28 protein-coding genes and 1 tRNA gene (1 of these 29 running past the window's edge) are annotated in these 22,724 nt (G+C 60.2%); 16 read left to right on the forward strand and 13 right to left on the reverse strand.

The genetic code is table 11. From position 1 onward, the window contains the following. Positions 1–66 precede the first annotated feature (66 nt). The 8 genes from J8Z04_RS01165 to J8Z04_RS01200 all read right to left on the reverse strand — a co-directional run bounded on the left by J8Z04_RS01165 (position 67) and on the right by J8Z04_RS01200 (position 6,737). Positions 67–1,740 carry an ArnT family glycosyltransferase gene (locus tag J8Z04_RS01165; RefSeq protein ID WP_192848661.1) on the reverse strand — a complete coding sequence of 558 codons (1,674 nt, stop codon included), beginning with the start codon at positions 1,738–1,740 and terminating at the stop codon, positions 67–69. A 90-nt stretch (positions 1,741–1,830) separates the two neighbouring features. After that, entirely contained in the window at positions 1,831–2,565 is a 735-nt protein-coding gene (locus J8Z04_RS01170) for a glycosyltransferase family 2 protein (protein WP_408610228.1), read from the reverse strand. A 21-nt stretch (positions 2,566–2,586) separates the two neighbouring features. Then, positions 2,587–3,087, reverse strand: coding sequence for a F0F1 ATP synthase subunit B family protein (locus J8Z04_RS01175; RefSeq protein WP_192848659.1), 501 nt, complete (start codon positions 3,085–3,087; stop codon positions 2,587–2,589). 2 nt (positions 3,088–3,089) lie between these two features. Continuing rightward, a complete protein-coding gene (locus tag J8Z04_RS01180; protein WP_081562459.1) occupies positions 3,090–3,662 on the reverse strand; it encodes a F0F1 ATP synthase subunit B family protein in 573 nt (190 codons plus the stop codon). Positions 3,663–3,673: 11 nt separating this feature from the next. Continuing rightward, positions 3,674–3,901, reverse strand: a complete 228-nt coding sequence (locus J8Z04_RS01185; protein ID WP_018979931.1) for an ATP synthase subunit C family protein — start codon at positions 3,899–3,901, stop codon at positions 3,674–3,676. A gap of 54 nt (positions 3,902–3,955) precedes the next feature. Further along, positions 3,956–4,705, reverse strand: a complete 750-nt coding sequence (locus J8Z04_RS01190; RefSeq protein ID WP_043559242.1) for a F0F1 ATP synthase subunit A — start codon at positions 4,703–4,705, stop codon at positions 3,956–3,958. Continuing rightward, entirely contained in the window at positions 4,683–5,042 is a 360-nt protein-coding gene (locus tag J8Z04_RS01195) for an AtpZ/AtpI family protein (RefSeq protein ID WP_043559245.1), read from the reverse strand. Before J8Z04_RS01195 ends, J8Z04_RS01190 begins: the two co-directional genes overlap by 23 nt. Positions 5,043–5,204: 162 nt before the next feature. After that, the gene (locus J8Z04_RS01200) at positions 5,205–6,737 is read right to left on the reverse strand and encodes a TSCPD domain-containing protein (protein ID WP_192848658.1); all 1,533 of its coding nucleotides are present in this window, start codon (positions 6,735–6,737) and stop codon (positions 5,205–5,207) included. Positions 6,738–6,965: 228 nt separating this feature from the next. Between J8Z04_RS01200 and mlaD the strand changes: the two genes are divergently transcribed. From mlaD to J8Z04_RS01230, 6 genes are all read left to right on the forward strand, one after another. Beyond that, complete coding sequence (mlaD, locus tag J8Z04_RS01205) at positions 6,966–7,541, forward strand: outer membrane lipid asymmetry maintenance protein MlaD (protein WP_232086409.1); 576 nt, start codon at positions 6,966–6,968, stop codon at positions 7,539–7,541. Beyond that, a complete protein-coding gene (locus tag J8Z04_RS01210) occupies positions 7,538–7,786 on the forward strand; it encodes a hypothetical protein (protein ID WP_081562461.1) in 249 nt (82 codons plus the stop codon). Before mlaD ends, J8Z04_RS01210 begins: the two co-directional genes overlap by 4 nt. Continuing rightward, a complete protein-coding gene (locus J8Z04_RS01215; RefSeq protein ID WP_192848657.1) occupies positions 7,783–8,421 on the forward strand; it encodes a DUF2155 domain-containing protein in 639 nt (212 codons plus the stop codon). Before J8Z04_RS01210 ends, J8Z04_RS01215 begins: the two co-directional genes overlap by 4 nt. Positions 8,422–8,454: 33 nt before the next feature. Next, positions 8,455–8,988 carry a disulfide bond formation protein B gene (locus tag J8Z04_RS01220; protein ID WP_081562463.1) on the forward strand — a complete coding sequence of 178 codons (534 nt, stop codon included), beginning with the start codon at positions 8,455–8,457 and terminating at the stop codon, positions 8,986–8,988. A gap of 47 nt (positions 8,989–9,035) precedes the next feature. Beyond that, on the forward strand, positions 9,036–11,066 hold the full coding sequence (locus tag J8Z04_RS01225; protein ID WP_192848656.1) for an NAD(+) synthase: 2,031 nt from the start codon (positions 9,036–9,038) through the stop codon (positions 11,064–11,066). A 390-nt stretch (positions 11,067–11,456) separates the two neighbouring features. Beyond that, on the forward strand, positions 11,457–12,302 hold the full coding sequence (locus J8Z04_RS01230) for a hypothetical protein (protein WP_052348986.1): 846 nt from the start codon (positions 11,457–11,459) through the stop codon (positions 12,300–12,302). Positions 12,303–12,422: 120 nt separating this feature from the next. Here J8Z04_RS01230 and J8Z04_RS01235 read toward each other — a convergent pair. The 4 genes from J8Z04_RS01235 to J8Z04_RS01250 all read right to left on the reverse strand — a co-directional run bounded on the left by J8Z04_RS01235 (position 12,423) and on the right by J8Z04_RS01250 (position 14,429). Continuing rightward, positions 12,423–12,497: transfer RNA gene (locus tag J8Z04_RS01235), tRNA-Gln, on the reverse strand. A 70-nt stretch (positions 12,498–12,567) separates the two neighbouring features. Next, positions 12,568–13,233: a TetR family transcriptional regulator gene (locus J8Z04_RS01240; RefSeq protein WP_192848655.1), complete on the reverse strand. Its 666-nt coding sequence runs from the start codon at positions 13,231–13,233 to the stop codon at positions 12,568–12,570. A gap of 65 nt (positions 13,234–13,298) precedes the next feature. Next, positions 13,299–14,111: a pyrroline-5-carboxylate reductase gene (gene proC, locus J8Z04_RS01245; RefSeq protein ID WP_043559257.1), complete on the reverse strand. Its 813-nt coding sequence runs from the start codon at positions 14,109–14,111 to the stop codon at positions 13,299–13,301. A 33-nt stretch (positions 14,112–14,144) separates the two neighbouring features. Then, complete coding sequence (locus tag J8Z04_RS01250) at positions 14,145–14,429, reverse strand: accessory factor UbiK family protein (protein WP_043559260.1); 285 nt, start codon at positions 14,427–14,429, stop codon at positions 14,145–14,147. A gap of 147 nt (positions 14,430–14,576) precedes the next feature. On the opposite strand from J8Z04_RS01250, the gene rfaD reads away from it, so the two are divergent. The 9 genes from rfaD (at position 14,577) to J8Z04_RS01295 (ending at position 21,205) form a co-directional block, all read left to right on the forward strand. Further along, positions 14,577–15,557, forward strand: a complete 981-nt coding sequence (gene rfaD, locus J8Z04_RS01255) for an ADP-glyceromanno-heptose 6-epimerase (RefSeq protein ID WP_192848654.1) — start codon at positions 14,577–14,579, stop codon at positions 15,555–15,557. Next, on the forward strand, positions 15,554–16,381 hold the full coding sequence (gene lgt, locus J8Z04_RS01260) for a prolipoprotein diacylglyceryl transferase (protein WP_192848653.1): 828 nt from the start codon (positions 15,554–15,556) through the stop codon (positions 16,379–16,381). Before rfaD ends, lgt begins: the two co-directional genes overlap by 4 nt. Further along, positions 16,378–17,160, forward strand: coding sequence for a peptidoglycan editing factor PgeF (gene pgeF, locus J8Z04_RS01265; protein WP_192848652.1), 783 nt, complete (start codon positions 16,378–16,380; stop codon positions 17,158–17,160). The genes lgt and pgeF overlap by 4 nt, the downstream gene beginning before the upstream one ends. Before the next feature lie 105 nt (positions 17,161–17,265). Beyond that, on the forward strand, positions 17,266–17,880 hold the full coding sequence (locus J8Z04_RS01270; RefSeq protein ID WP_043559269.1) for a 50S ribosomal protein L25/general stress protein Ctc: 615 nt from the start codon (positions 17,266–17,268) through the stop codon (positions 17,878–17,880). A gap of 14 nt (positions 17,881–17,894) precedes the next feature. Further along, entirely contained in the window at positions 17,895–18,464 is a 570-nt protein-coding gene (gene pth, locus J8Z04_RS01275) for an aminoacyl-tRNA hydrolase (RefSeq protein WP_043559272.1), read from the forward strand. A gap of 75 nt (positions 18,465–18,539) precedes the next feature. Next, the gene (gene ychF / locus J8Z04_RS01280) at positions 18,540–19,634 is read left to right on the forward strand and encodes a redox-regulated ATPase YchF (RefSeq protein WP_043559276.1); all 1,095 of its coding nucleotides are present in this window, start codon (positions 18,540–18,542) and stop codon (positions 19,632–19,634) included. Between the two features lie 87 nt (positions 19,635–19,721). After that, the gene (locus J8Z04_RS01285; RefSeq protein WP_232086422.1) at positions 19,722–20,312 is read left to right on the forward strand and encodes a nicotinate-nucleotide adenylyltransferase; all 591 of its coding nucleotides are present in this window, start codon (positions 19,722–19,724) and stop codon (positions 20,310–20,312) included. Between the two features lie 5 nt (positions 20,313–20,317). Then, on the forward strand, positions 20,318–20,722 hold the full coding sequence (rsfS, locus tag J8Z04_RS01290; protein WP_373364561.1) for a ribosome silencing factor: 405 nt from the start codon (positions 20,318–20,320) through the stop codon (positions 20,720–20,722). A gap of 27 nt (positions 20,723–20,749) precedes the next feature. Further along, positions 20,750–21,205, forward strand: a complete 456-nt coding sequence (locus tag J8Z04_RS01295; protein WP_192848650.1) for a 23S rRNA (pseudouridine(1915)-N(3))-methyltransferase RlmH — start codon at positions 20,750–20,752, stop codon at positions 21,203–21,205. Positions 21,206–21,250: 45 nt separating this feature from the next. Here J8Z04_RS01295 and J8Z04_RS01300 read toward each other — a convergent pair whose 3' ends face one another. Next, the gene (locus J8Z04_RS01300; RefSeq protein WP_232086408.1) at positions 21,251–21,811 is read right to left on the reverse strand and encodes a CHAP domain-containing protein; all 561 of its coding nucleotides are present in this window, start codon (positions 21,809–21,811) and stop codon (positions 21,251–21,253) included. A 521-nt stretch (positions 21,812–22,332) separates the two neighbouring features. On the opposite strand from J8Z04_RS01300, the gene J8Z04_RS01305 reads away from it, so the two are divergent. Beyond that, positions 22,333–22,724, forward strand: the 5' portion of a protein-coding gene (locus J8Z04_RS01305; RefSeq protein WP_192848648.1) for an MBL fold metallo-hydrolase. The gene runs 256 nt beyond the window's last position; 392 of the gene's 648 nt are visible here — the first part of the coding sequence; the start codon lies at positions 22,333–22,335; its stop codon lies beyond the right edge, outside the window.

Below are 22,724 nucleotides of genomic sequence, written 5' to 3' on the forward strand. Positions count from 1 at the left end.
GTTTTTTAATGAAAGCGAGCCGCTTCTCTTCAGGGCTGCCATCAGGTCAAGGCATGAGTTTCCTTTTCAGCGGGTGGGTTTTTCACTGCTGGCATAGAGCCGCAGATGAAGCCTGTGACCGTTGGAGTAATTCAGTCCGTCAAACTGGTCATACAGAATGCTCTCCGTGCCAAGGCGGGCCAGTTCCTGCTGGAAGGCTGGGTCATCCTTCCTGTCTAGGAGAGCCAGATCGCAGCGTGCGTGGTCATGCAGTTCATGGGCTGCTTGCGATGGTGGCAGCAGTCTGGCCCGGCCCCCGGTAAGGAAGACAAGGCTGGGTTCCCTGTAGGAGGGGGAAATCAGGGCGCTGTCGGGACAGGGGCGGAGCTCCCGGAAGCTCTCGGCAATGCGGGGAGCAAGCTGGATGCTGGTCAAATGGGGAATGACGCAGAGGAAGATGCCCGTTTCGGTCAGCAGGGCGGCACCCATGGCGCAGAGTGCCCCGCCGGACCAGTTCTGTTTCCAGATGAGCCGGAGGCCTGCCAGAAGGAGTGGCAGGCTGCCCAGGGCAGGTATGAGCGCATCCGCAAAGAGGTGGCCTTCCATCCTGTAGAGCAGGACTGGCCCGGCCAGGCAGAAGAGGAGTCCGGCCAATCCCCAGGTGAGGGCGTAGAGGGACACCCCCAGTTTCGTCCAGAGAGAACGTAGCGGTACGAGGGGCCAGACCGTCAGGCTGGCAGCCACCAGAATGGCAATGGCCGGGTAGGTTGGCAGGACATAATGAGGGAGCTTGGTGGCCAGACACTCAAAGATGAGCCAGTGTGGGATGATCCAGCAGAGAAGAAACAGGGTCTCTGGTTTGGCACGTCGCTGCCAGAGGGCTGGGAGAGAGCGTATGGCTGCCAGAGCCCCTGGCCAGAAAGCGAGCAGGAACAGGAGGAGATAATAGCCGGGGGGGAAGCCGTGTGTTTCCTGCGGGTGGGCAATTTTGCCAAGCAGATTGTGGCCTACGGCACGGCGGAAGAACTCACCATGACTGACCAGAGCAATGCCAAGACACCAGGGAAGGACGGTGAGTACGCTGAGCAGCCAGCCCCACCCGGCCCGCAACTGTCGGATGAGTGCCGTACTGCGCAGACAGATGGAGAGTGAGATCAGGGTGCCCAGGGCGGGGATGAGAACAATGGGGCCTTTCAGCATCATCCCTACCCCGAGAGCGCTCCAGTAGAGGATGCTGGAACGGCATGGTGTCGTTCTGCCCTTCTGCATGTCGGTGAAATGGCAGAGCAGCAGGGCCTGAAGGCACAGAATATCCAGCAGCAGGGTGCTGTCGATGGTGGCCATCCGGCTCTCTGCGGCAAATAGCGGTGCCACCATGAGCAGGCCTGCCGCCAGTAGGCCTGTAGAAAATCCGAACAGACGGGTTCCGATCCAGGCTGTCAGGAGGATGCTGCAGACTGATGCCAGAAGGCTGGGGATACGGTAGGGCCAGCTTTCATGGCGTAGCGTTTCATCCTGTGTGATGATTTCGGAGGCCTTTACTGCTCCGGCTTCCAGCCAGTAGATGCCTGCTGGTTGCAGATAGCGGGGTTGGTCCTGGAAGCGTATGTCCAGGAAATTGCCGGAAGAGAGCATCTGGGCTGTGGCCTGCATGTAGCGTGGTTCATCCCTGTCCAGCGGGGGCAGGCTCATGCGCCCCGGCAAGGCAGCCAGAAACGCCAGAACGGCAAGCAGAGCGTAATGACGGAATTTTGGAGGCATGAAAACTCCGGTTCGCACTGGATGAACGGGCATGATGCCCGGATCGTCAGAAGGGTCGTCCGGTGCCGGGCGGGGAGAGAGGCTGCTGTCTTACAGTTCGTTCAGTGGTGGTGGCCGACGGGTGCGGTTCTGTAGCCAGAGAACCCCCAGCATGTCACGCACCCCCACGAGAGCCCGGTGCAGATTGGTATATTTGGAATGGCCATGAAGCCTGGCCCTGTGTCGTGTCTCGATGCAGATGAGGGGGGCGCCGTAGCTTTTCATCAAGGCGGGGATGAAACGGTGCAGCCCTTCAAACTGGGGCAGGGAGAGGAACAGGTCGCGTGGGAAGAGCTTGAGCGGCCCGCCCGTATCAGGGCAGTCATCCTTGAGCAGATGCTGGCGCAGACCATTGGCGAAACGGGTGGCAAACCTGCGGGAGAGCCTGTCCTGACGCTTGCGGCGGACGCCAACAACCAGAGGGCCGACCGCCCCTTCACCATGGTTCCATGCGGCTTCGACCATTGTTTTGATGAAGGCAGGGTCGTCCTGTCCGTCTCCATCCATTGTGGCGATCCATGGGGCACGGGCGGCCCTGATGGCCGTGCGCAGGGCCGTAGATTTACCCAGACAGGAGGGATGGGACAGAATACGCAACCCGGGCAGGATAGTGCTGCGGGCTTCCTGCAATTTCTGGAGGGTGTCGTCCGTACTGCCATCATCCACGAAGATGATCTCTGCCGGTGGCAGGCTCTCAAGAGCCGTGCGGATTTCTGCACAGACGGGAAGGATATTCTCGCCCTCATTGAGGACGGTAATCACGACAGCCAGCAAGGGACTGGTCATCTCACTGGCTGTCATGATGTCTTACGCAGCTTTGTCACCAAAGGCTTGCGGGAGTGCTTTCAGACCATCATTGATGAGCCTGTTGGCAAGGTCGGGGTCTTCAGCCAGCTTTTTACCAAGAATGTCCTTTGTAGCTGCCAGGGCCAGGGCGGCCGCCTCACGGCGGATGTCGCGCAGGGCGATTTTTTCGGCAGCTTCAATACGCTCACGGGCCATTTTTTCGTGGCGGGCAACAATCTCTGCCGCATCACTTTCGGCCTGGGCACGCAGCTGCTGGGCCTCAGCATTGGACTTGGCAATCAGTGCCTGAGCCTCTTCCTGAGCCTGTTTGTGGTCACGTCTGGAATCTTCGAGCATCTGCTCGGCCTCACGGCGGAGACGTGTGGCCTCATCCAGATTTTTGCGGACCTCATCAGCCCGGTCATCCAGCTTGGATGTGACAATAGCCCATATCTTGCGACCGAAGATGACGAAGAACAGGACAAAAGCAAGTGCTGTCCAGAAGCGGGGTTCATGAAACATGCTTAGCTCCTCGCAGCATGGGCGTGTTCAACAGCAGCGGCAATGGCCTGCTGGTCGGCTGTGCCAACAAGGCGCTCTGTCAGAACCGTAGCAGTGCTGGATGCGATCTCATTGATGCTGCCCAGCGCATTGCTGCGGGACAGAGCAATCTGCGCTTCAGCCTTCTTGATCTCTGCTTCCAGGCGGGCTGCTGTTTCTTCTGCCTGAACCCGGATTTTCTCCTTGGCCGTATCGCGGATGCCCTGGATGGTGGCGCGGGCCTCTTCCATGGCTTTCTCGCGGGCCTCGCAGAGTTCCTTCTGGGCCTGGTCGGCATCCTTGCGGGCGCGGCGGGCAACGTCCAGATCGTTCCGGACGCGGACTTCACGGGCCTTGATGACATCCGCCACCTTAGGCAGGGCGGAACGGCTCAGAAGCAGGTAGAAGACGATGAAGATGATGGCACCCCAGACCACCTGCCCCTGCAACAGGGGATCCTTGAAGTGGAGCTGGGGCATGCCTTCCGCCACGGCCCGGCCCGGTAAGGCCGCAAGGGGGGCGGCGGCAGACAGGAGGAAACGAGGCGTAAGGCGCATGGGTCCTGCCCTCAGACGAAGAGAATAAGGAAGGCAATCAGCAGGGCGAAGAGGGCAATGGCCTCCGTCAGGGCGAAGCCAAGCATGCCCAGACCGAACACATGCGGGCGGGAAGCCGGGTTGCGGGCGATGGAGTTCACCAAGGCGGCAAAGATGTTGCCGATACCAGCACCGACACCGGCGAGAGCAATCACGGCAAGACCAGCACCAATCTCACGGGCGGGATGAAGAAGATCCATGGTTCAGGTTCCTTTAAGACAGGGCGAAGGAAAACACGTGGAGGTATCGGTCACTCAGTGATCGACAGCCTCACGCAGGTAAATGCAGGTAAGGATGGCAAAGACATAGGCCTGTAGCAGCCCTACCAGCAGCTCAAGTGCCGTCAGTGCGATGTTGAGCACAAGCGGAGTGACAGCCAGCACATCGCCGACAACTCCGAGACCGGCAAGCATGATCGTGAAACTTGCGAAGACTTCCAGCAGCACATGCCCGGCCACCATGTTGGCAAACAGACGGATGGACAGGCTGATGGGGCGGGAGATGTAGGAAAGAATCTCGATGGGGATCAGGATGGGGCACAGGGCCACCGGAGCCCCCTCCGGCATGAAATGTTTCAGGAAGGCGATGCCCTGGAACCGCAGCGAGGTCAGGATGCAGAGAATGAATACCGTGATCGCCAGGGCGAAGGTCACGGCGATGTGGCTGGTGAATGTATAGGAGAATGGCAGCAGACCGATATAGTTGCCGGCCAGGATGAAGAAAAACAGGGCAAAGACGAAGGGAAAGAAGGCCGTGCCCTTCTCACCGATGGTATCGACAGCCAGGCCGTGCACGAACTCGTAACTGACCTCCGCCGCAGCCTGGAGACGACCGGGCACAACAGCCTTCGGCTTCATGCCGAGATAGAGGAACGCCAGCACGACAGCCACACTGATGACCATGTACAGCGGGGCCTGGGAGAGGCACAGGGCCTCACCAAAAGAACCAAAAATCGGATGCAGCTCAAACTGCCCGAGCGCGTCAATCGTCGATCCGCTGGCCACGCTGGCTTCTCCCGTTTTTCTGCGTCCCACTTTCGGGGACATCCATCACATTCACAACACGCCAGACATTCCGCAGGCCGGCTCCCATGCCAAGCATGGCGAACACAATTATAAACACAGGCCTGTATCCTGTCCATCGGTCAAGCTCATAGCCAATGCCCAGACCAACAGCAATACCGGCAATCATGTCACTGGCGATGCGGAAGGCCATGCCGAGGGAGGACTGTTCTGAGAGGGCTGACGGCTTCGCTTTCCCGGTCCGGGGAGCCACCTTCTGCTCCAGCCGGGCGAGACGGTCATCGAACGGCTCACGTCTGGCTGTATCGTGATCGATCATGCGCGATCCCCCATAACTCCCCGCCGTATCTGGCGGGGCAGCGCTCCGTTCCTTTCGTGGCGTAGCGCCATCGGAAAGGAAGCCCGTGCTGGACAGGTCTAGCTAGACAGGCTGTTCAGTCACTGTCAATGATTTCCCGCCCTGCATTTCTGGCATGGCGCCTCAGCCGACGAGGCGCAGCTTCCTGTTCCGGGGGCGGGAGGATGGACCGTCCTGCTCCGGCCCGAAGGGCAGCATGGGGGCTTCATGCTGTTTTTCGCCGGACTCGGCAGGGGCATCAGGCATGCGCTGGCCCAGATAGGCCTCCGAAAGGGCGCGGAAGGCATAATCCAGCATGGATGTCGCATAGCTGGCCATTTCGTCCCCTTCCACCGTGCCGCAGGCTCCGAAGCGGGAATAGGCGAACTGCTCGACAAACACCTCCAGCGGCACGCCGAACTGGAGGCCGATGCTGATGGCCTGGCTGAAACATTCCATCAGCCCACGGGCCATGGGGCTTTCCCGAGGAGGGGTGAGGGACAGGGATGCCAGACTGCCATCTTCAAATTCACCGGTCCGCATGAAGAGACGGTGCCCGCCAATGGAGGTCCGCTGGCTGAAGCCCCCCTGACGCATGGGCAGGGGACGACGGACGCCACGGCCCAGCTTCTCCTTGAGGTCGTCCGTTTCCGGCTCGGGCAGGGCCGGCAGATGGTCGCAGAAGGGCAGGACAGCGTCATGCATCAGGGCGTGTGCCTTGGCACCAGCTGGCTGGAGGGGTGTTTGTCCGTCCAGTGTCAGGGCGAGGGCGGCTTCCGGTGAGAGGCCCTTGTGGGCCAGACGCTCCAGAGTGGAAGGACGCAGCCCCCCCTGACTGTTGACCAGCGAGAAAATTGGGCCTAGCCCGCAGGATTCCACATCCAGCAGGGCATCGACCGGCCCGGGGGAGGAGAACCCGGTCTCGATCGTGGCAAGGCCGGACAGGGACTGTGTGGCGGCGCTGATGGCAATGCTGGCCTGCTCCAGGTCTGGTGCCTGCGGGCAGGAGAAGGCTTTTTCCGGCGTTGCAGTACCGGCGTGGGCAACAAGCCGTGTGAAACGGGTGATGGCTGTGGCAATGGCCCGGCCTTCGTCACTGTCATAATCCAGCCCGAGGCCCGCCAGGCAGGCGTCCAGGTCTGTCAGCAGGACAATGCCGGCGGGACCGTCACTGTCGCCACGGGGGGCAGGGTCATCAAAAAGCGGAAGGTCGCCGCTGCGGTAGGGGCGCCGTGCGGCATCCAGCCGACGCAGGCTGTCGCAGGCCAGCTTCAGGCAGGCTGCGAAATGTTCCGTGGCGAAAATGCCATCCTGCACGAAACCGGAAAGCCGGATGATGAAGCCGGGCTGCCCGTCCGGCTCATTGCGCCACAGAGCTGCGTTGGGTGCCATCTGCTGCATCAGAAGCAGGCAGGACAGGCCACGGCCGACCGGCGGAGCATCCTGTGGGCTGTGTGGCAGGTGGGGGGTGGTGTCGATCATCTCCACCCAGCGGGCGGATTCACTGGCAAGGCGGACAGGCCCACCTTCTGCCGGGGCCAGCTGGACAAGCGCCTGGGCGGCGTCATCACTCCAGACAGAAGGAAGGGTGACCGCACGCAGGGCTGTGCTGTCGGGGTCGATGCTCGTCTGAAGCGTTCTCATGTGAACGCCATTCCAGTGAAGATGCGCTTTCATGCTGACGAGTCTAGTACTGAAGGGGGAATGATGAAACCATGACCGCAGGGGGAAAACGGGCATAAGCGGGCAGAAAAATGGGGATATGGGGGATAACTGCCAGCCTTGGGAGGAAAAAGAAAAAATGGCGTCCATCATGCAGGATGTTGGACGTGAAGGGCTGAGTCCGCTAGAGCGGTACGGCGTGACTGCATGATGGGTCAACAATGCTTGAATGAGGATGTGTTCATGGCTTCGGACAATGCCGGATATATCGCAGCAAGGCGGGCTGGCCGGGAGCGGATGGAATTGCTGGTCGGGCTGGTGGCGGCTGCTGCACTGGTGGTGCTTGTCGTGCTGGCTCTTGTCGGGCGGCAGCATCCGCAGGACAGTGGCTATCCCCTTCATGCGGCCTTTGGCCATGTTGACGGGCTGAGTGTGGGCTCGGATGTCCGGCTGGCAGGCGTAACTGTCGGGCATGTGCGGAGCATGCAGGTGGACCCACACACCTTCCAGGCCAATGTCGTTTTTTCCGTTGCTTCTGACATACACCTGCCAGTGGATAGCGGGGCCATCATCACGTCGGATTCCCTTCTTGGCGGGAAATATGTGGCGCTGACGCCGGGTGGCGATACGGCCATGCTGGCGCCTGACGGGACCATTGGTGAAACGCAGGGGGCCATCAGCCTTGAGCAGCTGCTGAGCAAGTTCATTTTTTCGGTCACGGACTCCCTTCAGAAGAAGGCTGCTCCGGCAGCGCAGCCGGCCGCCGCTTCTGCGACCGTTCCGGAGCCGGCGCCTGGTGCAGGGCAGACATCACCGTGAGCCACGCCTCTGATGAGCAGACCTGGCTGGACAGGGAGGGGCAGCCCATAAGCTGCACGGGAAAGCTGCGTGTCCTGCGGGACAATGAAGTGGAACTGAGGCAGGTGCTGCGCGATGCCTGCGCCGATGCTTTGCTCATGGAGGTCGGGCCTGTCTTTCTGCGGTACCGCATGGAGCGGCTTCTGGCCGATGTGATGGTGGAAAGTGGTGTCGTCGAGGTGGTGGAAAAGGAAGGTGCGGAGTGAGGATCAGGAAGACAGTTCTGGCCCTGTCCTGTCTGGCGGGGCTGCTGGCCACGGTGCCGGAGAACCTGCGGGCGGAAGGAGTCCGGGGCGTGGCCGCTCCGGCTGTTTATCCGGCCACGGCGTGGCAGGGGCGCAATGGAGCCGTGCTGCGGATCATGCGGCGCCTGGATTCCCATGTGGAACTCGTGCCGCTGCATGTGGGGGATGATGCTGTTTATGGGCCTCTGTCCCTCCGGCTGGAGCGGTGCCTTCAGAGGCCGGATGGTCTTCCGGCGCAGACGGCCATCCTGCTGAAGATTGAAGAGAAACAGGAATCCGGCAGTCCGCCCTTCGAGGGATGGATGTTCACGGACGATCCGGCCCTGGGGGCGTATGCAGGTGCCCTGTATGATGTGCAGGTCGTGTCCTGTGATGGGGACAGGGTAGACCCCATGGTTGGGCCGTTGCCAGCGCCTGTGCAGCCGCAGCTGCCCATGGCCATTGCCCCGCATGTGGAGGCGGATGAAGGACGGGGGCCGACCGTGCTGGCACCGCCTTCTTCTGGTGGTAGTGGTGGGCAGGGAGCCGCCCCATCCGGGCCGACATCCCTGTTGCCACCGCCGCAACCGGCGCAGGGTGTGGGCACCCAGCATTGAGGCTGGATGGATGAGACTGGGAGGATGAGGGGAATGCTGTTTACCGACAAGCGGCAGATCAGGGCCGTCTGGCATATTGGTGGGCTGTATGTCCTGGCCGCCCTGTTTGTGTTCCTGATCGTTTTCGTGGCGGAAACATTCCTGCACATGGTGCCGTGTGAGCTGTGCCTTTGGGAGCGGGGACCTTGGCGCGTGCTGCTGGGGCTGGGTGTGCTGGCTCTGGTCCTGTCCCCCCGTTATGCCCGCTGGGCGGCCGTGGCCGGGCTGGTCTGCCTGGCGGTCAGCGTCGGTCTGGGGGTTCTTCATGTCGGGGTGGAGCATGGGTTGTGGCCGAGCCCTGCGGCGGAATGTCACGTTGGCCTTGTGGAAGGGCATGATTTTGCGGACTGGATGGCCCATCTTCCTGCACGGCCCACGAAACCCTGTGACCTGCCAGATTATCCTTTCGGTCTGCCTGTTTCCATGACAACGCTTTCCGCCCTGTATGCCGTGCTGGTCTTTGGTCTGGCTGTCATGGAGACGCACCGTCTGTTCCGTTTTGTGCGGAATGGTCGGCTGGATGTGTGAGCCGTCAGGCTGAGAGGAGTCTCCAACGGGAGGAAGCCGCCATGACCATGGCTGATTTTCTGTGTCTTTACCGGCAGGGCTTTGCCCGTGTTGCGGCCTGTACCACGCCCATCACTCTGGGCGACCCCCGGCAGAATGGGAGGATTGTGCAGGAGTGGCTGGAGCGCTGCCATGAGCAGGGTGTTGCCGTGGCGGTTTTCCCGGAGCTGGGGCTGACAGGCTACACGCTGGAGGACCTTTTCTTCCAGCAGGTGGTGCTGGATGGGGCGCTGGAAGCTCTGCTGGCTCTGGTTGAGGCGACGGCAGGATGCATGACGGTTGGCATCGTTGGTCTGCCCGTTCGGCGGGGAGATGCCCTGTACAACTGTGCGGCCATTTTCCACCGGGGACGGATTCTCGGCATTGTCCCCAAAACGATGCTGCCCCGGTACCGGGAGTTTTATGAACCCCGGCATTTCACCAGTGGTCAGGGCTGCTCCGGAACCATCATGCTGGGAGGGCGTGCCGTGCCATTTGGGACGGACATCCTGTTTGAAGCAGAGGATGTTTCCGGTCTGGTGCTGGGGGTGGAAATATGTGAGGACCTCTGGGCTCCCCAGCCTCCCAGCGGAGCCCTGGCTGTGGCCGGGGCCACGGTGCTGGCCAATCTTTCAGCCTCGCCGGTGACGGTTGGACGGGCAGAGCACAGAACCCTGCTCTGCCGGGCACAGTCCATGCGGACCGTCAGCGCCTATCTTTATGCAGCAGCCAGCGAGGGCGAATCCACGACTGATCTGGCCTGGGATGGTCAGCTTCTCATCCATGAGGCCGGGGACTGCCTGGCCCGGTCGGAGCGTTTCCTCCAGCAGGGTGCCATGATCATGGCGGATATCGATCTCGACAGGTTGCGGCAGGAACGGCTTCAGATGGGCTATTTCGTCCCGGCCGATGATGATGGACTCCGTCATGTCCGTTTCACTCTGGCACTGGAGGTGAAGGACCGTGGGCTGATGAGGGATGTGCCCCGTTTTCCTTTCGTGCCCTCCCGCCCGGAGCAGTGCGAGCAGGATTGCCGGGAAGCGTGGAACATTCAGGTTCAGGCGCTGTGCCAGCGGCTGAAGGCAGCTCATGCCCGGACCATGGTCATTGGCGTGTCGGGCGGACTGGACAGTGCTTTGGCCCTTCTGGTGGCGGTCAAGGCGGCGGATTGCCTTGGCTGGGAGCGGAGCCGCATTCTGGCCAGAACCATGCCGGGCTTTGCGACGGGCAGTGCATCCCTTGCCATGGCCCATGGGTTGATGGAGAGCCTTGGTGTCAGCGCCGGGGAGCTGGACATCCGCCCCACGGCGAAAGCCATGCTGGTGGCCATCGACCATCCCTATGGGCGTGGGGAGCCTGTCCATGATGTGACCTTTGAGAATGTGCAGGCAGGTTTGCGGACGGATTTCCTTTTCCGTCTGGCCAACCATCATCAGGGGCTGGTGATCGGTACGGGAGACATGTCCGAGCTGGCGCTGGGCTGGTGCACCTATGGCGTCGGGGACCAGATGGCGCATTACAATGTCAATGCCGGGTTGCCAAAGACACTCATCCAGCATGTCATACGCTGGGCCGTGGGGCATGATGGGAGCTTCTCGGCATCGGTCCGTACTGTTCTGGAGAAGATTGTCTCGGCAGAGATTTCACCGGAGCTGGTGCCCGATCAGGGGCAGGGGGTGCAGAGTACCCAACAGATGATAGGTCCGTATCCCTTGCAGGATTTCACTCTCTATCATGTGCTGCGGTATGGCTTCCCGCCTGAAAAGATAGCGTTTCTCCAGTTTCATGCATGGCGGGATGCGGGAAGGGGCGATTGGCCCCTGAACTATCCGCAGCAGGACCGGGTCGCCTATGACCTGCCGGCCATCATTCACTGGATGCGCCTGTTCATGCGGCGTTTTTTTGCAACCAGCCAGTTCAAGAGGTCGGCCATGCCCAATGGGCCGAAAGTGGTGGCTGGGGGAAGTCTTTCCCCCCGTGGGGACTGGCGGGCGCCATCTGATGGGACAGCCACGCTCTGGCTGGCTGCTCTGGAGCGGCTCGAGTCCCGGTTGCAGTAAGGCGGGCTGTTCCGCAAATCCAGATTCGTAGTCTCGGCAGTCGATAGACGCCTTCCATGCGATTCTCATGGAAGGCGTCATGCGGTTTGCACCTGATGGGCGATTTGTTTAATCAAAAATAAATAAACATGTTGTAATTTTGAAGCCATATGTTTACTACTCATGAGTGAAAAGAGAGTCCTTGTCATGCCGTTCCTTAATTTGTGCTGAAGCGTAGGGTTTTGAGGGGGTGTCACAGATATTCCTTAATTTGGACCCGAGGAGGCCATGAAAAATGTTGACCCTCACAGCTCAAGGGAGGGGTGAGAAGGGCCGGTCGTTCCGTTTGTGGCGGCAGTTCTGCCTGTTGGCCCAGTTGAGTGTGACAACGCTGCATTGAGGTGAAGTTTCGTGGCTATTGTAACCGTCCCGGGAGGGCAGCAGCATCAGTATCCTGTAAGCATCCCCACGCAGGGGGCAGAGGACCTGAACAGACTGTTTTCAACCTCCTTTGCATCTCTGGTGTCTTCTTCAGGCTCTGGTGATGGCACGCCGCTGGCCCCGTCTGATGTCGTGGGTAATGGCTCAATTGATTTCCGCATGGGGAATGATGCGACCAGTCTGCCGCAGGCAACTGTGCTGGGTGGTCAGGATACTATCTCCGCTGCCGGGGATGGGACGCGGCTTTCCCTTGGTGGAACGCTGAGCTTCCTTGGTGGTGTGGGGTCCGGTACCCACTCTGTTGGTAACAATGCGACCATCTTCGGGACGGCCAATAGTGTCTATCACTATGCCCGCCAGGGAAGTGCTGGTCAGAGCGTCTTCAAGACGGATCATCAGAGTGATGCCCTGCATCCGGACAACATCCTGTTTGATGCATCCAAGTCCCATCAGTCTCTTCAGGCTTTTGCCGGAATTGGTGATACCATCAAGGGTGGTACGGCGTCCGACACGATCACCGTGCACAATACGGTCAGTGGTGGCACTGATGCCGGTGCTACGTTGAGTGGTGGCAGCGGGTCTGCCAATCTCTTCCAGTTCCTGAACAACAAGGGCGGTCATTACACGATTACCGACTTTGGCAAGGCTGCGGGCAACAAGGTTGGCCTCAAGGCGACGGACGAGCAGATCGGCCAGATGCTTGAGCATCAGACCGTCAAGGGTGGCAACACGACCATCGAGCTGCCGAATGATCAGGGCCAGATCACCTTCCTTGATCAGAACCAGCTTCACCCGAAGGACTTCCAGAAGTTCTGATGGGGTGTCTGTCCTTTCGTCAGGGAGGGCAGACAGCATCTGAGTGCAGCTACGGATGAAACGCCGTTTCCGAAGAGGGAGCGGCGTTTTTTTATGCTCTGATTTTCAGGGATGAAATACTGGCTGGGGCGGGAGGATTCGAACCTCCGCATGGCGGAATCAAAATCCGCTGCCTTACCGCTTGGCTACGCCCCAACGCAGACTCTTCTCTTATCCCGAACGGCCAGAAGGGTAAAGAGAGGGCCGCCATTTTTTGTAGGAGGGATCAGTCCAACACGTTGTTATTACTGTTTTCCTCAGGGGCAACATGGTCGGGCAGTCCACCCTCTTCTGTAACCATGTCAGCCTGCCCAGAGGCGGAAGATTCCTTCAACAGGCCCATCCGTTCGGCACGGGCGAGCGTGCTGTCCAACACCTGCATCGTATCGGCAAGGTCTGGGGTTGAGTCTTTCTCCCAGCGTGCCAGCGTTCTGGACCATATGGCCAGCAGGCTGTTGAGGCGGATCATGCCACCAAGGCCGTGACGGTCCAGTGCTGCGGCATCAGCGATCCAGCGCAGGCTTTCCATCGTGGTTCCGGCGAGAAGCGCTGCCAGGGCAGGGTCTCGGGGGAGGGTGTACATGATGGCGCAGATGCCGGAGCGGTAATCCTGCATGGCATCAAAACGCCGCATGAGCAGATCAAACAGCCGTTCACGAACAGTCGCACCGTAACTTTCCCCGCAGAGTGCGGCATCATCAATCTGGCTGTTCAGCCGGATCAGAATCATGGACTTGAACGGGAAACGCTGCCGGACCTGCTGGAGGGGCAGCCCCGCTTCACGTGAAGCATCAACAAGAGAGACACGCTGCCAGCCATGGCTCTGGGCGAGCTGGAGGGTGGCCTCAATCATGGTCCTGTCGAAAAGCGGGTCGTGATGGTCAAGAGTCATGATGGTTTTCCCTGTCCGTGCGGCTATGGTGATGTAGGCAGAGTGGTGTCTGCCTGCATCCGATGTCAGTCATCCAGCTCACGGGACCGTTTGATGGCGGCTTCGGCTGCCAGCGGGATCAGGCGGGGCCAGTTTTCTTCAGCCATGAAGACATTCAGGGCTGCGGCCGTTGTCCCGTTGGGGCTGGTGACGTTCCTGCGCAGGGTTTCGGCATCGTCCGGCAGTTCATGCAGCATCTTGCCCACACCGTAGATCATGCTGCGGACCAGCGTACGGGCGGCCTGTTGTTCCAGCCCCAGGTCCTGCCCTGCTTTTTCCAGCAGTTCGGCCAGCAGGAAGACATAGGCGGGAGCAGAGCCGGCAATGGCGATGACAGACCGCAGGTCTTCCTCATGTGGAACGGGGACGACCGTACCAACCTGCTCCATCAGGCGGATGGCCAGCTCTTTCTGTTCCCTGCTGACATGCGGTGAGGCGTATAGCCCCGTGCTGCCTGCTCCAACGCTGGAAGGTGTGTTGGGCATGGTGCGGATGATGGGCATGTCCGCCCGGCCACACCATTCAGCCAGTTTTTCACAGTTCTTGCCTGCCATGACGGACAGCAGGGCGGCCTTGTCCATGCGGGCACCGAGGCTCTGTCGCAGGGCTTTGAGCACGGTTTCCGCACCGGCTGGTTTGACAGCCAGGACGATGATGTCCGGTGTCACGTCCGTAGTGATTTCTTCCGGTGTACGGAAGACGGTGCTGCCTGCCGGGGCGTCCTGGAGCTTCCTGTCCAGGATGAAGAGGCGTGGCGGGTTCGGGCTGTTGACCCAGCCCCGCATGAGGGCGCCGCCCATTTTGCCGCAACCGACGAGAAGAAGGGTGGGAGCTGTCATGATGGGAAGTCTCCGTTCATGTCCTGTGAAAAATCAGTGCTGTGAGGGTGGGGCTGTCAGGGCCTGTTCCAGCTCGTCCAGTCGTGCTTCGAGCTCCCTGAGGCGCTGTTCGGTCCGTTCCTGCTCGGCCCGGGTGCGGCTGGCCATTTCCTGCACGGCCTCGAATTCGTCCCGGCGGACAAGGTTGAGGGAGAACAGCATCTCGTTGATCTGGCTGCGGATCAGCGTATGGACCTCCTCCCGCAGGCCGGATGCGGCAGAAAACGCCGTTCCGGCAAGGCCGGTCAGATCATCGAGAAAACGGGGGCGAGAGACCATGGTGCTACTCCTGGACATTCAGCATTGAAAACGGACCGTCTTTTCCGCCACGACTCTTTCAGAACAGGAAGCCGGTCTGTCAACCGTCATCCCTGTTTCTGCGTTCTTTCTGTTGGAAGCCGCATCTGGCCAGACTATACAGGAAGAATGATTATCGTCACCGGCGGAGCCGGATTTATTGGTTCATGCGTGCAGCAGGCCCTGTTCCGGCAGGGGCGGCGGACTGTCATTGTGGATTATCTGCATGATCAGGGGAAGTGGCACAATCTTGCCAGCCATCCTCCCCACCAGATCATTCCCCCCCATGAACTTTCCGCTTTTCTGGCAACGGTGAGAGGGGTGGAGGCCGTCATCCACCTGGGGGCCATCAGTGAAACGACGGCCCGGGATGGAGACCTGGTCTGGCAGAGCAATGTCACCCTGTCCCAGCAGCTCTGGCGGTGGTGTGTGGAGCATGAGGTGCCGTTCCTTTATGCTTCTTCGGCAGCAACCTATGGGGCGGCAGACCGGCCAGAGCTGTTTGCAGACGGGTTGGACAGCATCGATGGATTGCAGCCGCTCAATCTTTATGGCTGGTCCAAACAGGCGTTCGACCTCTGGGTGAAGCGGACGGTAGAGGCTGGGGAACCGACCCCACCACAATGGGCCGGTCTGAAGTTCTTCAATGTTTATGGCCCTAATGAGTATCACAAGGGGCGGATGATTTCGGTCATCAAGGTAAAATATGATGAGTTGATGGCCGGTAATCCCATCCGTCTGTTCCAGTCCGACCGGACTGATATTGCGGATGGGCAGCAGAAGCGTGATTTCATCTGGATCGGGGACGTGGTGAATGTCCTGCTCTGGCTGCTGGAACACCCTGCCGTCAGCGGGCTGTTCAATTGCGGGACAGGACAGGCCTGTACATACGAGGCTCTGGCCCGGGCTGTCTGTGCTGCGGCGGGACGGGCAGCAGAGATCGATTATGTTCCGATGCCAGAGAGCCTGAGGGGGCAGTACCAGTCCTTCACGCAGGCTGACATGAGGGCACTGCGGGCGGCTGGATATACGGCTCCTTTCACAACACCGGAGGACGGGATCAGCCATTACATCAAGGGGTATCTGGCATCAGGAAGGCCGTATCTGTGACACATCCGCTTATCTTCCCGGGGCTGGACCCCGTTGCTTTCCAGATCGGGCCGCTGGTGGTGCGCTGGTATGCTCTGGCTTATATTCTGGCTTTCATCATTGCCCTGCCCCTGGCCCGCAGGCTGGTCCAGCTTGGGCCGAAGGTGGCAACGAAGGTAGCCGTGGATGATTTCCTCGCCTATGCGGTGCTGGGTGTGCTGCTGGGGGGGCGGCTGGGTTATGTCCTGTTCTACCGGCCGCTTTTCTTTCTGTCCCATCCTCTGGAAATCTTCGCCACATGGAAGGGCGGCATGTCCTTTCATGGGGGAGCGGCAGGGGTCATCATTGCACTGGCCCTGTTCACATGGCGGCGGGGCCTGAACTTTCTGGCCTTTGCAGACCGGATCGTCGTGGTGGTGCCCATCGGGCTGGCTCTGGGGCGGTGTGCCAATTTCATCAACGGGGAACTCTGGGGACGGCCAGTGGCGAGTGCCGTGCCGTGGGCCATGATCTTTCCCGCTGTCGGGCCGGAGCCACGGCATCCGTCCGAACTTTATGAAGCCCTGACGGAGGGTGTCCTGCTGCTGGTCGTGATGCTGCTGGCTGTCAGCCGCCCAGCCTTGCGGGCACGGGCCGGGTTCCTGTCCGGGCTGTTCCTGTTTGGCTATGCCTGTGCCCGGGCCTTCTGTGAGCTGTTCCGCCAGCCGGATGACAATATCGGCTTTCTGGCTGGTGGAATCACGATGGGGCAGCTCCTGTGCCTGCCCATGGCACTGGCCGGGATTGGCCTGATGGCTCATGCCTTCAGCCGTCCCGCCCGGCAGACGGACTGGATTGCAGAATGACACAGCCTGTCTTCTTACGGTCGCCGCTTCTGCCTGTCCGGCATGGCTTCTTTACCCGGGAGGGGGGCGTGTCTGTGGCTCCCCATGATACCCTCAATGGCGGGTTGGGGACGCAGGACCGGCTGGACAACGTGCAGGAGAACAGGCGGCGGATGGCGGCTGCCGTGGGTGTGGAGCTGGAGCGGTTTGCTGCGCTCCGGCAGGTTCACGGAGCGGATGTGCATGTGCTGCGCCAGGTTGATGAGGTCTGGTCTCATACGCAGGGCCACGAGGCCCTTCCGGCGGGTGATGCGCTGGTGACGGACTGCCCGGAGCTTGCTCTGGGCGTAGCCACGGCGGATTGTGCCCCTGTGCTGCTGTCGTCGGACGATGGGCGGATTGTTGGTGCAGCCCATGCAGGTTGGCGTGGAGCTGTGGGAGGTGTGCTGGAAGAGACAGTCCGGCAGATGCGCCTGTTGGGGGCGGAGGGACTCCGTGCCGTGGTGGGGCCCTGCATCGGCCCTGTCTCCTATGAAGTGGGTGAGGACATGCGCCGGGCCGTTCTGGAACGGCACCCGGAGGGCGAGCGGTTTTTCAGCCAGGCAGCAAGAGCTGGGCATTATCAGTTTGATCTGCCCGCTTTCTGCCTGTTCCGTCTGGCAGAAGAGGGCGTGCAGGCAGAATGGACAGGCCATGATACGCTGGCGGAGGAGCGTTTTTTCAGCCATCGCCGGGCAACAGTGCATGGTGACGGGCGGACGGGCCGCCAGATTGCTGTCATCCGTGCGGGGCTGGACTGATAAAAAAATTGTCTTTTTCGCTTTTTTCCGCTAGGGCGGGGCAACCATCCGGCACCCCTGGAGGCCGGTTGGGCATGACAATTTCAGAACGCAGGAGCGTATAACGTGGCGAAAGTAACGACACTGGAGATCTCCCAGCGCGCCAAAGCAGGTAAGGGGGCAGCGCGCGCAACACGTCGTGAGGGCATGGTCCCGGGCGTGGTGTACGGTGGCAAGAAGGAGCCGGCTCTGGTCTCCATCGACCCCCGCATCATCATGAAAGAGCTGCACCGTGGTGCCTGGCAGTCCCGCCTGTACCAGTTCAGCATCGGTGGTGAGCAGGTCCATGCCCTGATCCGTGACATCCAGTTCCATCCGGTGTCCGATGCGCCGATCCATATCGACTTCCTGCGTCTGGTTCCTGGCCAGAGCGTGCATGTTCAGGTGGGCATCACCTTCACGGGTGAAGATGAGGCTCCGGGCATCAAGCGTGGCGGCGTGCTGAACATTGCCCGTCACTCCGTTGACGTGGAAGTTCCGGTCGAGAACATCCCTGAGCACTTCACGGTTGATCTCAGCAAGCTGGACATCAACGACAACGTGCGTTGGGACGACCTCCAGGGGACGGAGCACTCCACACCGACCCTGCATATCCCCAACTTCGTGATTGCCTCCATCGCTCCGCCGACGGTTGACGAGGAGCCGGAAGAGGCTTCTGAGGAAGCAGCTGAAGCCAAGTAAGGGGTATTGCGGTTGTGAAGCTCTGGGTCGGACTCGGTAATCCGGGCGCATCAATGAGCCGCAACCGGCACAATATCGGCTTCATGGCGGTCGATGCGATCGCCGCGCGCCATGGGTTCGGCCCGTGGCGCAAGCGCTTCCGTGGGGAAACGGCGGAAGGCATGGTCGGGCGGCAGAAGGTTCTTCTGCTCAAGCCGCTGACCTACATGAACCTGTCTGGTGACAGCGTGCAGCAGGCAGCACGTTTCTATAAAATCCCACAGGATGAGATTACCGTCTTTCACGATGAGCTGGACCTGGCCTTCGGAAAGATGCGGGTCAAACGGGGCGGGGGAGCGGCCGGGCATAATGGCCTGCGCTCCATGGACAAGGCCCTGCCCGGCCCTGATTACTGGCGTGTGCGGCTGGGGATCGGCCATCCGGGCAGCCGGGAAAAGGTGCATGGCCATGTACTGGGGGATTTCTCCAGCACGGAACGGTCTGAGCTGGAGCTGTGGCTGGATGACATGGCCGATGCCACGCCACTTCTGGCGCAGGGTGAGCATGAGGCCTTCATGACGAAAACAGCCTTGCGGCGGAACTGAAAACAGAGAATCTAACAGGCCTGCGGTGGCGAGAGATGAGCCAGACCGGCAGGGCACAGAAAGGGGAGAGAGCGAATGGGGTTCAACTGCGGGATCGTCGGCCTCCCCAATGTCGGCAAATCCACCCTGTTCAATGCGTTGACACAGACAGCGTCGGCACAGTCTGCCAATTATCCGTTCTGCACCATCGAGCCGAACACGGGGCGGGTGGCCGTGCCGGATGAACGGCTGGAGGTTCTGGCCAAGGCTGGCAATTCCCAGCGCATTGTGCCAACGAGCCTCGAGTTTGTGGATATTGCCGGGCTGGTCCGTGGGGCTTCCAAGGGGGAAGGGCTGGGCAACCAGTTTCTCGCCAACATCCGTGAGGTGGATGCCATCATCCACGTCCTGCGCTGCTTTGATGATGATGACATCACCCATGTCGAGGGCGGCGTGGACCCCGTGCGGGATGCGGACATCATCGAGACGGAACTGATGCTGGCCGATCTGGACAGTCTGGAGCGCCGCAAGGTCGGGCTGGAAAAGCGTGCCCGTGGCAATGACCGTGAGGCCAAGGAACAGCTGGAACTCATGGAGCCGCTGCTGGCCGCCCTGCGTGAGGGCAAACCGGCCCGTACGGCCGTTCCTGAGGGGAAAGAAGTAGAGGCTGCCCGCCTCCAGCTGATGACGACCAAGCCCGTCCTTTATGTCTGCAATGTGGAAGAATCGGCGGCTTCGACCGGCAATGCCTATTCCGAGCAGGTGCGGAAGAGGGCCGAGGCGGAAGGTGCCGGGGCTGTCATTGTCTCTGCGGCCATCGAGGCGGAGGTCAGCCAGCTTGAGGCTGAGGAACGGACCGAGTTTCTGGATGGCCTCGGCCTGAAGGACAGCGGTCTGGACCGTGTGATTGCTGCTGGTTATCGCCTTCTGGGCCTTCAGACTTACTTCACGGTAGGGCCGAAGGAGACCCGGGCCTGGACGATCACGGCAGGTACGAAGGCCCCGCAGGCGGCAGCCGTCATTCATAATGACTTTGAGCGTGGCTTCATCGCCTGCGAAACCATCGCCTATGATGATTACGTCACCTACAAGGGCGAGGCGGGTGCCCGTGAGGCCGGCAAGCTGCGTGTCGAGGGCAAGAATTACGTCGTGCAGGATGGTGATGTCCTGCTGTTCCGCTTCAACGTGTAAGACAGCCTCATGAAGGGGCCTCGTCCCGAAAGGCTCCCGGCGACTCCGCTGGGGGCTGCTGCATCCCGTTTCGGGGATGGCCGCCGGATGCGCATCGGCCTGCTGGGAGGGTCGTTCAATCCGGCGCATGAGGGGCACATCCAGCTGGCCCGCAAGGCTCTGGCAAGTCTGAAGCTGGATCAGGTCTGGCTGATGGTGTCTCCGGGGAATCCCCTCAAGCCCCGCAAGGGAATGGCGCCGTTCTCCCGGCGGCTGGCAACGGCACAGGCTCTGGCAGATGGACGGCGCATCATCGCCACGGACATAGAGCAGAAGCTGGGGCAGCGTTACACGGTCCGGACCGTGGCCATGCTCCGGCAGCGTTTCCCACAGTGCCGTTTTGTTTGGCTCATGGGGGCAGACGGGCTGGCCCAGTTTTCCCGCTGGCGGTCATGGTGGCGGCTGGCGCAGATGGTGCCGATTGCTGTCCTGCCTCGTCCCGGAAGCATCATACCGGCCCTCAAGGGGCGGGCCAGTTCCGTCCTGCGGCATCATCGTCGTGATGGAAGGGCGGCGTCTCTTCTGCTAGAAAAAGGGAGTGGGCCGGGCTGGACATTCCTTTCGGCACCTCAGAATGACATATCTTCGACCACTTTGCGTCAAAAGGGGCTGTTCTGCCCGTCTGTCGATCAGGAGTGAGAACCATCATCAACGCGACTGAAACCCCCGCTTCCGCCCCTCATAGTGATGAGGAAGGGCTGGCCCGTCTTCTGTCTGTCATTACGGACAGTCTGGATGAAGACAAGGCTGAGAACATTGTCGTGCTGGACCTGACAGGTCGTGCCGGATTCGCTGAGCGCATGGTCATTGCTTCCGGTCTTTCCGAGCGTCAGATTTCTGCCATGGCCCAGCATCTGGAACGTCGCCTGAAGGAAGAAAATCTTGCCCGCCCGCAGATTGAAGGGGACCAGGGCAGTGACTGGGTTCTGATGGATGCAGGAGATGTGGTTGTCCATCTCTTCATGCCGGAAAGCCGTGAGCTTTATGCGCTGGAACGCATGTGGGGTGGTGACTTTGATGCGGCTGCGGAAGAAATTGCCGTTGAATGAGGTGGTGGCTGGCGAGAGGGTTTTCTGATGAAGCTCATCGCCGTAGGAAAGCTGAAGGCCGGCCCGGAACGGGAGCTGCTCGACCGGTACTGCGCCCGGTTGCGTCCGAAGCTGGAGATTGTGGAAGTGGCCCAGGGCCGGGGTGCTCCTGCCGAACTGAAACGGCGGGAGGCCGATTCCCTTCTGGCTGCCTGTCCTGACAATGCGTTTCTTGTGGCGATGGATGAAGGGGGCCGTCTGCTGGATAGCCCGGCCTTTTCGTCCCGATTGCAGACGTGGCAGGAGAGTGGCCGCCCTGTCTGTTTCATGATTGGGGGAGCCGAAGGGTTTGATGCCGCCATTCTTCAGCGGGCGGATGCTGTTTTTTCGCTGGGGAAGCTGACATGGCCACACATGCTGGTGCGGGTCATGCTGGCGGAGCAGCTCTTCCGGGCACAGTCCATCCAGACAGGTCATCCATACCACAAAGCCGGACGTCCCTGAGGGAACGGTCCGGCTTTGTGGGATTACGGTCGTGAGGTCCAGTTCTTACTGGAGAGACCGGCTGGGAGCCTCGTCTCCGAAGAAGCTGGCATCAGCCGGAACGGAGGCTGTTTCCATGTCACTGGCCGTTCCTTTGGCAATGACATTGCGGTACTGTATGGAAACAGGGGCAGAACCGTCCTGACGGTTGTAGATGAAGCCATGCGTCGGATAGATGCTGCCGAGACGTTCCCCATTGCCCGGGAGAGCCACACGGACAGCCGTCCAGTCATTCTCAGGAGACACGTCCACCACTTTTGTGTTGTGGCTGATGCCGTTGGAGGCCCAGTGTGCCTGGTCGATCATGATGGTCCGGCTGTCGATCTGCCGACGGACAACGGCAACATGCCCAAGTGGCATACGGCGTGTGGGACGGAAGCTGAGGACAGCACCGGGCTCGGGCTGCTGGCCACGGGCGTACATGCCTTCAGCATTGCGCCACCAGTCCCGTGCATTGCCACGGATGTGGAAGTCCGTGCTCTGGTGCACATAGGCAACGCACTGGATGACATGGGCATGACCATAGTGGCGGTAATGCCTGTGCAGGAAGTGGCTGCTTTTGATCAAACGGCTTGAATGGCGGACATGGTGCCTCGCTTCGGCCTTGGGAGCGCAGAATGCTGCCGCAGATAATACCAGACATGATAAAAATAACCGTTTCCCGGCACGGCGCATGATACATCTTCCCGTTCTGTTTGACCGAAGTGGACCTCACTCTTTCAGTAGTTCCGGGAAACTATCAGAAGAAGCCTGTGAATGACAAGACAAATAATGGCATGAAATGGGCAGAGAAACCTGAATAAGATTTAACATTAGGAAATATATACCAATTAGAAATATGTTTCAGGCTGATCATACTCATTTGGCAAGGCAAAGCCCGCAAGAGGCATGGCCCTCCGGAAATGTAAAGGAGAAATGGCTCCAGAAACTGTATTTAGATCCGAATCTTCTATTCGTCTACTCTGCTTTTCTTTCTGCAGTATTTTATTTCATGGGTGTGGAGTGTGGGGAAGTGGTGGTTTCTTGTCGGGTAGGGGTATGACGTTGTAGATCATTTCTTGTTTGATGCCCGGAAATGGAAGCCCGTCATGAAATTAACCTTGCGGAAAGTGACCGTGACACCGATTCGTCAGAACTGCACGATTCTGTCGGATCAGATGGGGCGGGCGATTGTTGTCGACCCTGGCGGAGAAAGTGTGCGGCTGGCCCGGGAAGCCGAGGGGCTGCATGTCGAGGCCATCCTGCTGACACATGGTCATCTTGATCATGCCGGAGGTGCTGCCGACCTCAAGAAACTGCTGACGGACCGGCAGGGGGGTGACGTGCCTGTCATCGGGCCGTTGCGGGAGGACCTGTTTCTGCTGTCGAGAATCGAGCAGCAGGCGGCTGCTTTCGGGCTGGATGGCATGAAAAGCGTCACACCGGACCGTTTTTCCAGCGACGGGGATATACTGTTCTTTCTTGGGCATGACATTGAGGT

Origin of the sequence: Bombella apis (assembly GCF_018221685.1) — a bacterium.
In the GTDB taxonomy this organism is placed as follows: domain Bacteria; phylum Pseudomonadota; class Alphaproteobacteria; order Acetobacterales; family Acetobacteraceae; genus Bombella; species Bombella apis.

Bases quoted from the DNA above. Each gene is read 5' to 3' on its own strand.
- J8Z04_RS01295 (WP_192848650.1), top strand. From the start codon at position 20,750: ATGAAGCTCATCGCCGTAGGAAAGCTGAAGGCCGGCCCGGAACGGGAG.
- J8Z04_RS01195 (WP_043559245.1), bottom strand. From the start codon at position 5,042: ATGATCGATCACGATACAGCCAGACGTGAGCCGTTCGATGACCGTCTC.
- J8Z04_RS01170 (WP_408610228.1), bottom strand. From the start codon at position 2,565: ATGACCAGTCCCTTGCTGGCTGTCGTGATTACCGTCCTCAATGAGGGC.
- J8Z04_RS01185 (WP_018979931.1), bottom strand. From the start codon at position 3,901: ATGGATCTTCTTCATCCCGCCCGTGAGATTGGTGCTGGTCTTGCCGTG.
- J8Z04_RS01200 (WP_192848658.1), bottom strand. From the start codon at position 6,737: ATGAAAGCGCATCTTCACTGGAATGGCGTTCACATGAGAACGCTTCAG.
- J8Z04_RS01175 (WP_192848659.1), bottom strand. From the start codon at position 3,087: ATGTTTCATGAACCCCGCTTCTGGACAGCACTTGCTTTTGTCCTGTTC.
- J8Z04_RS01165 (WP_192848661.1), bottom strand. From the start codon at position 1,740: ATGCCTCCAAAATTCCGTCATTACGCTCTGCTTGCCGTTCTGGCGTTT.
- J8Z04_RS01220 (WP_081562463.1), top strand. From the start codon at position 8,455: ATGCTGTTTACCGACAAGCGGCAGATCAGGGCCGTCTGGCATATTGGT.
- J8Z04_RS01250 (WP_043559260.1), bottom strand. From the start codon at position 14,429: ATGGTCTCTCGCCCCCGTTTTCTCGATGATCTGACCGGCCTTGCCGGA.
- J8Z04_RS01285 (WP_232086422.1), top strand. From the start codon at position 19,722: ATGCGCATCGGCCTGCTGGGAGGGTCGTTCAATCCGGCGCATGAGGGG.
- J8Z04_RS01240 (WP_192848655.1), bottom strand. From the start codon at position 13,233: ATGACTCTTGACCATCACGACCCGCTTTTCGACAGGACCATGATTGAG.
- rfaD (WP_192848654.1), top strand. From the start codon at position 14,577: ATGATTATCGTCACCGGCGGAGCCGGATTTATTGGTTCATGCGTGCAG.
- ychF (WP_043559276.1), top strand. From the start codon at position 18,540: ATGGGGTTCAACTGCGGGATCGTCGGCCTCCCCAATGTCGGCAAATCC.
- pgeF (WP_192848652.1), top strand. From the start codon at position 16,378: ATGACACAGCCTGTCTTCTTACGGTCGCCGCTTCTGCCTGTCCGGCAT.
- J8Z04_RS01225 (WP_192848656.1), top strand. From the start codon at position 9,036: ATGGCTGATTTTCTGTGTCTTTACCGGCAGGGCTTTGCCCGTGTTGCG.
- proC (WP_043559257.1), bottom strand. From the start codon at position 14,111: ATGACAGCTCCCACCCTTCTTCTCGTCGGTTGCGGCAAAATGGGCGGC.
- mlaD (WP_232086409.1), top strand. From the start codon at position 6,966: ATGGCTTCGGACAATGCCGGATATATCGCAGCAAGGCGGGCTGGCCGG.
- J8Z04_RS01180 (WP_081562459.1), bottom strand. From the start codon at position 3,662: ATGCGCCTTACGCCTCGTTTCCTCCTGTCTGCCGCCGCCCCCCTTGCG.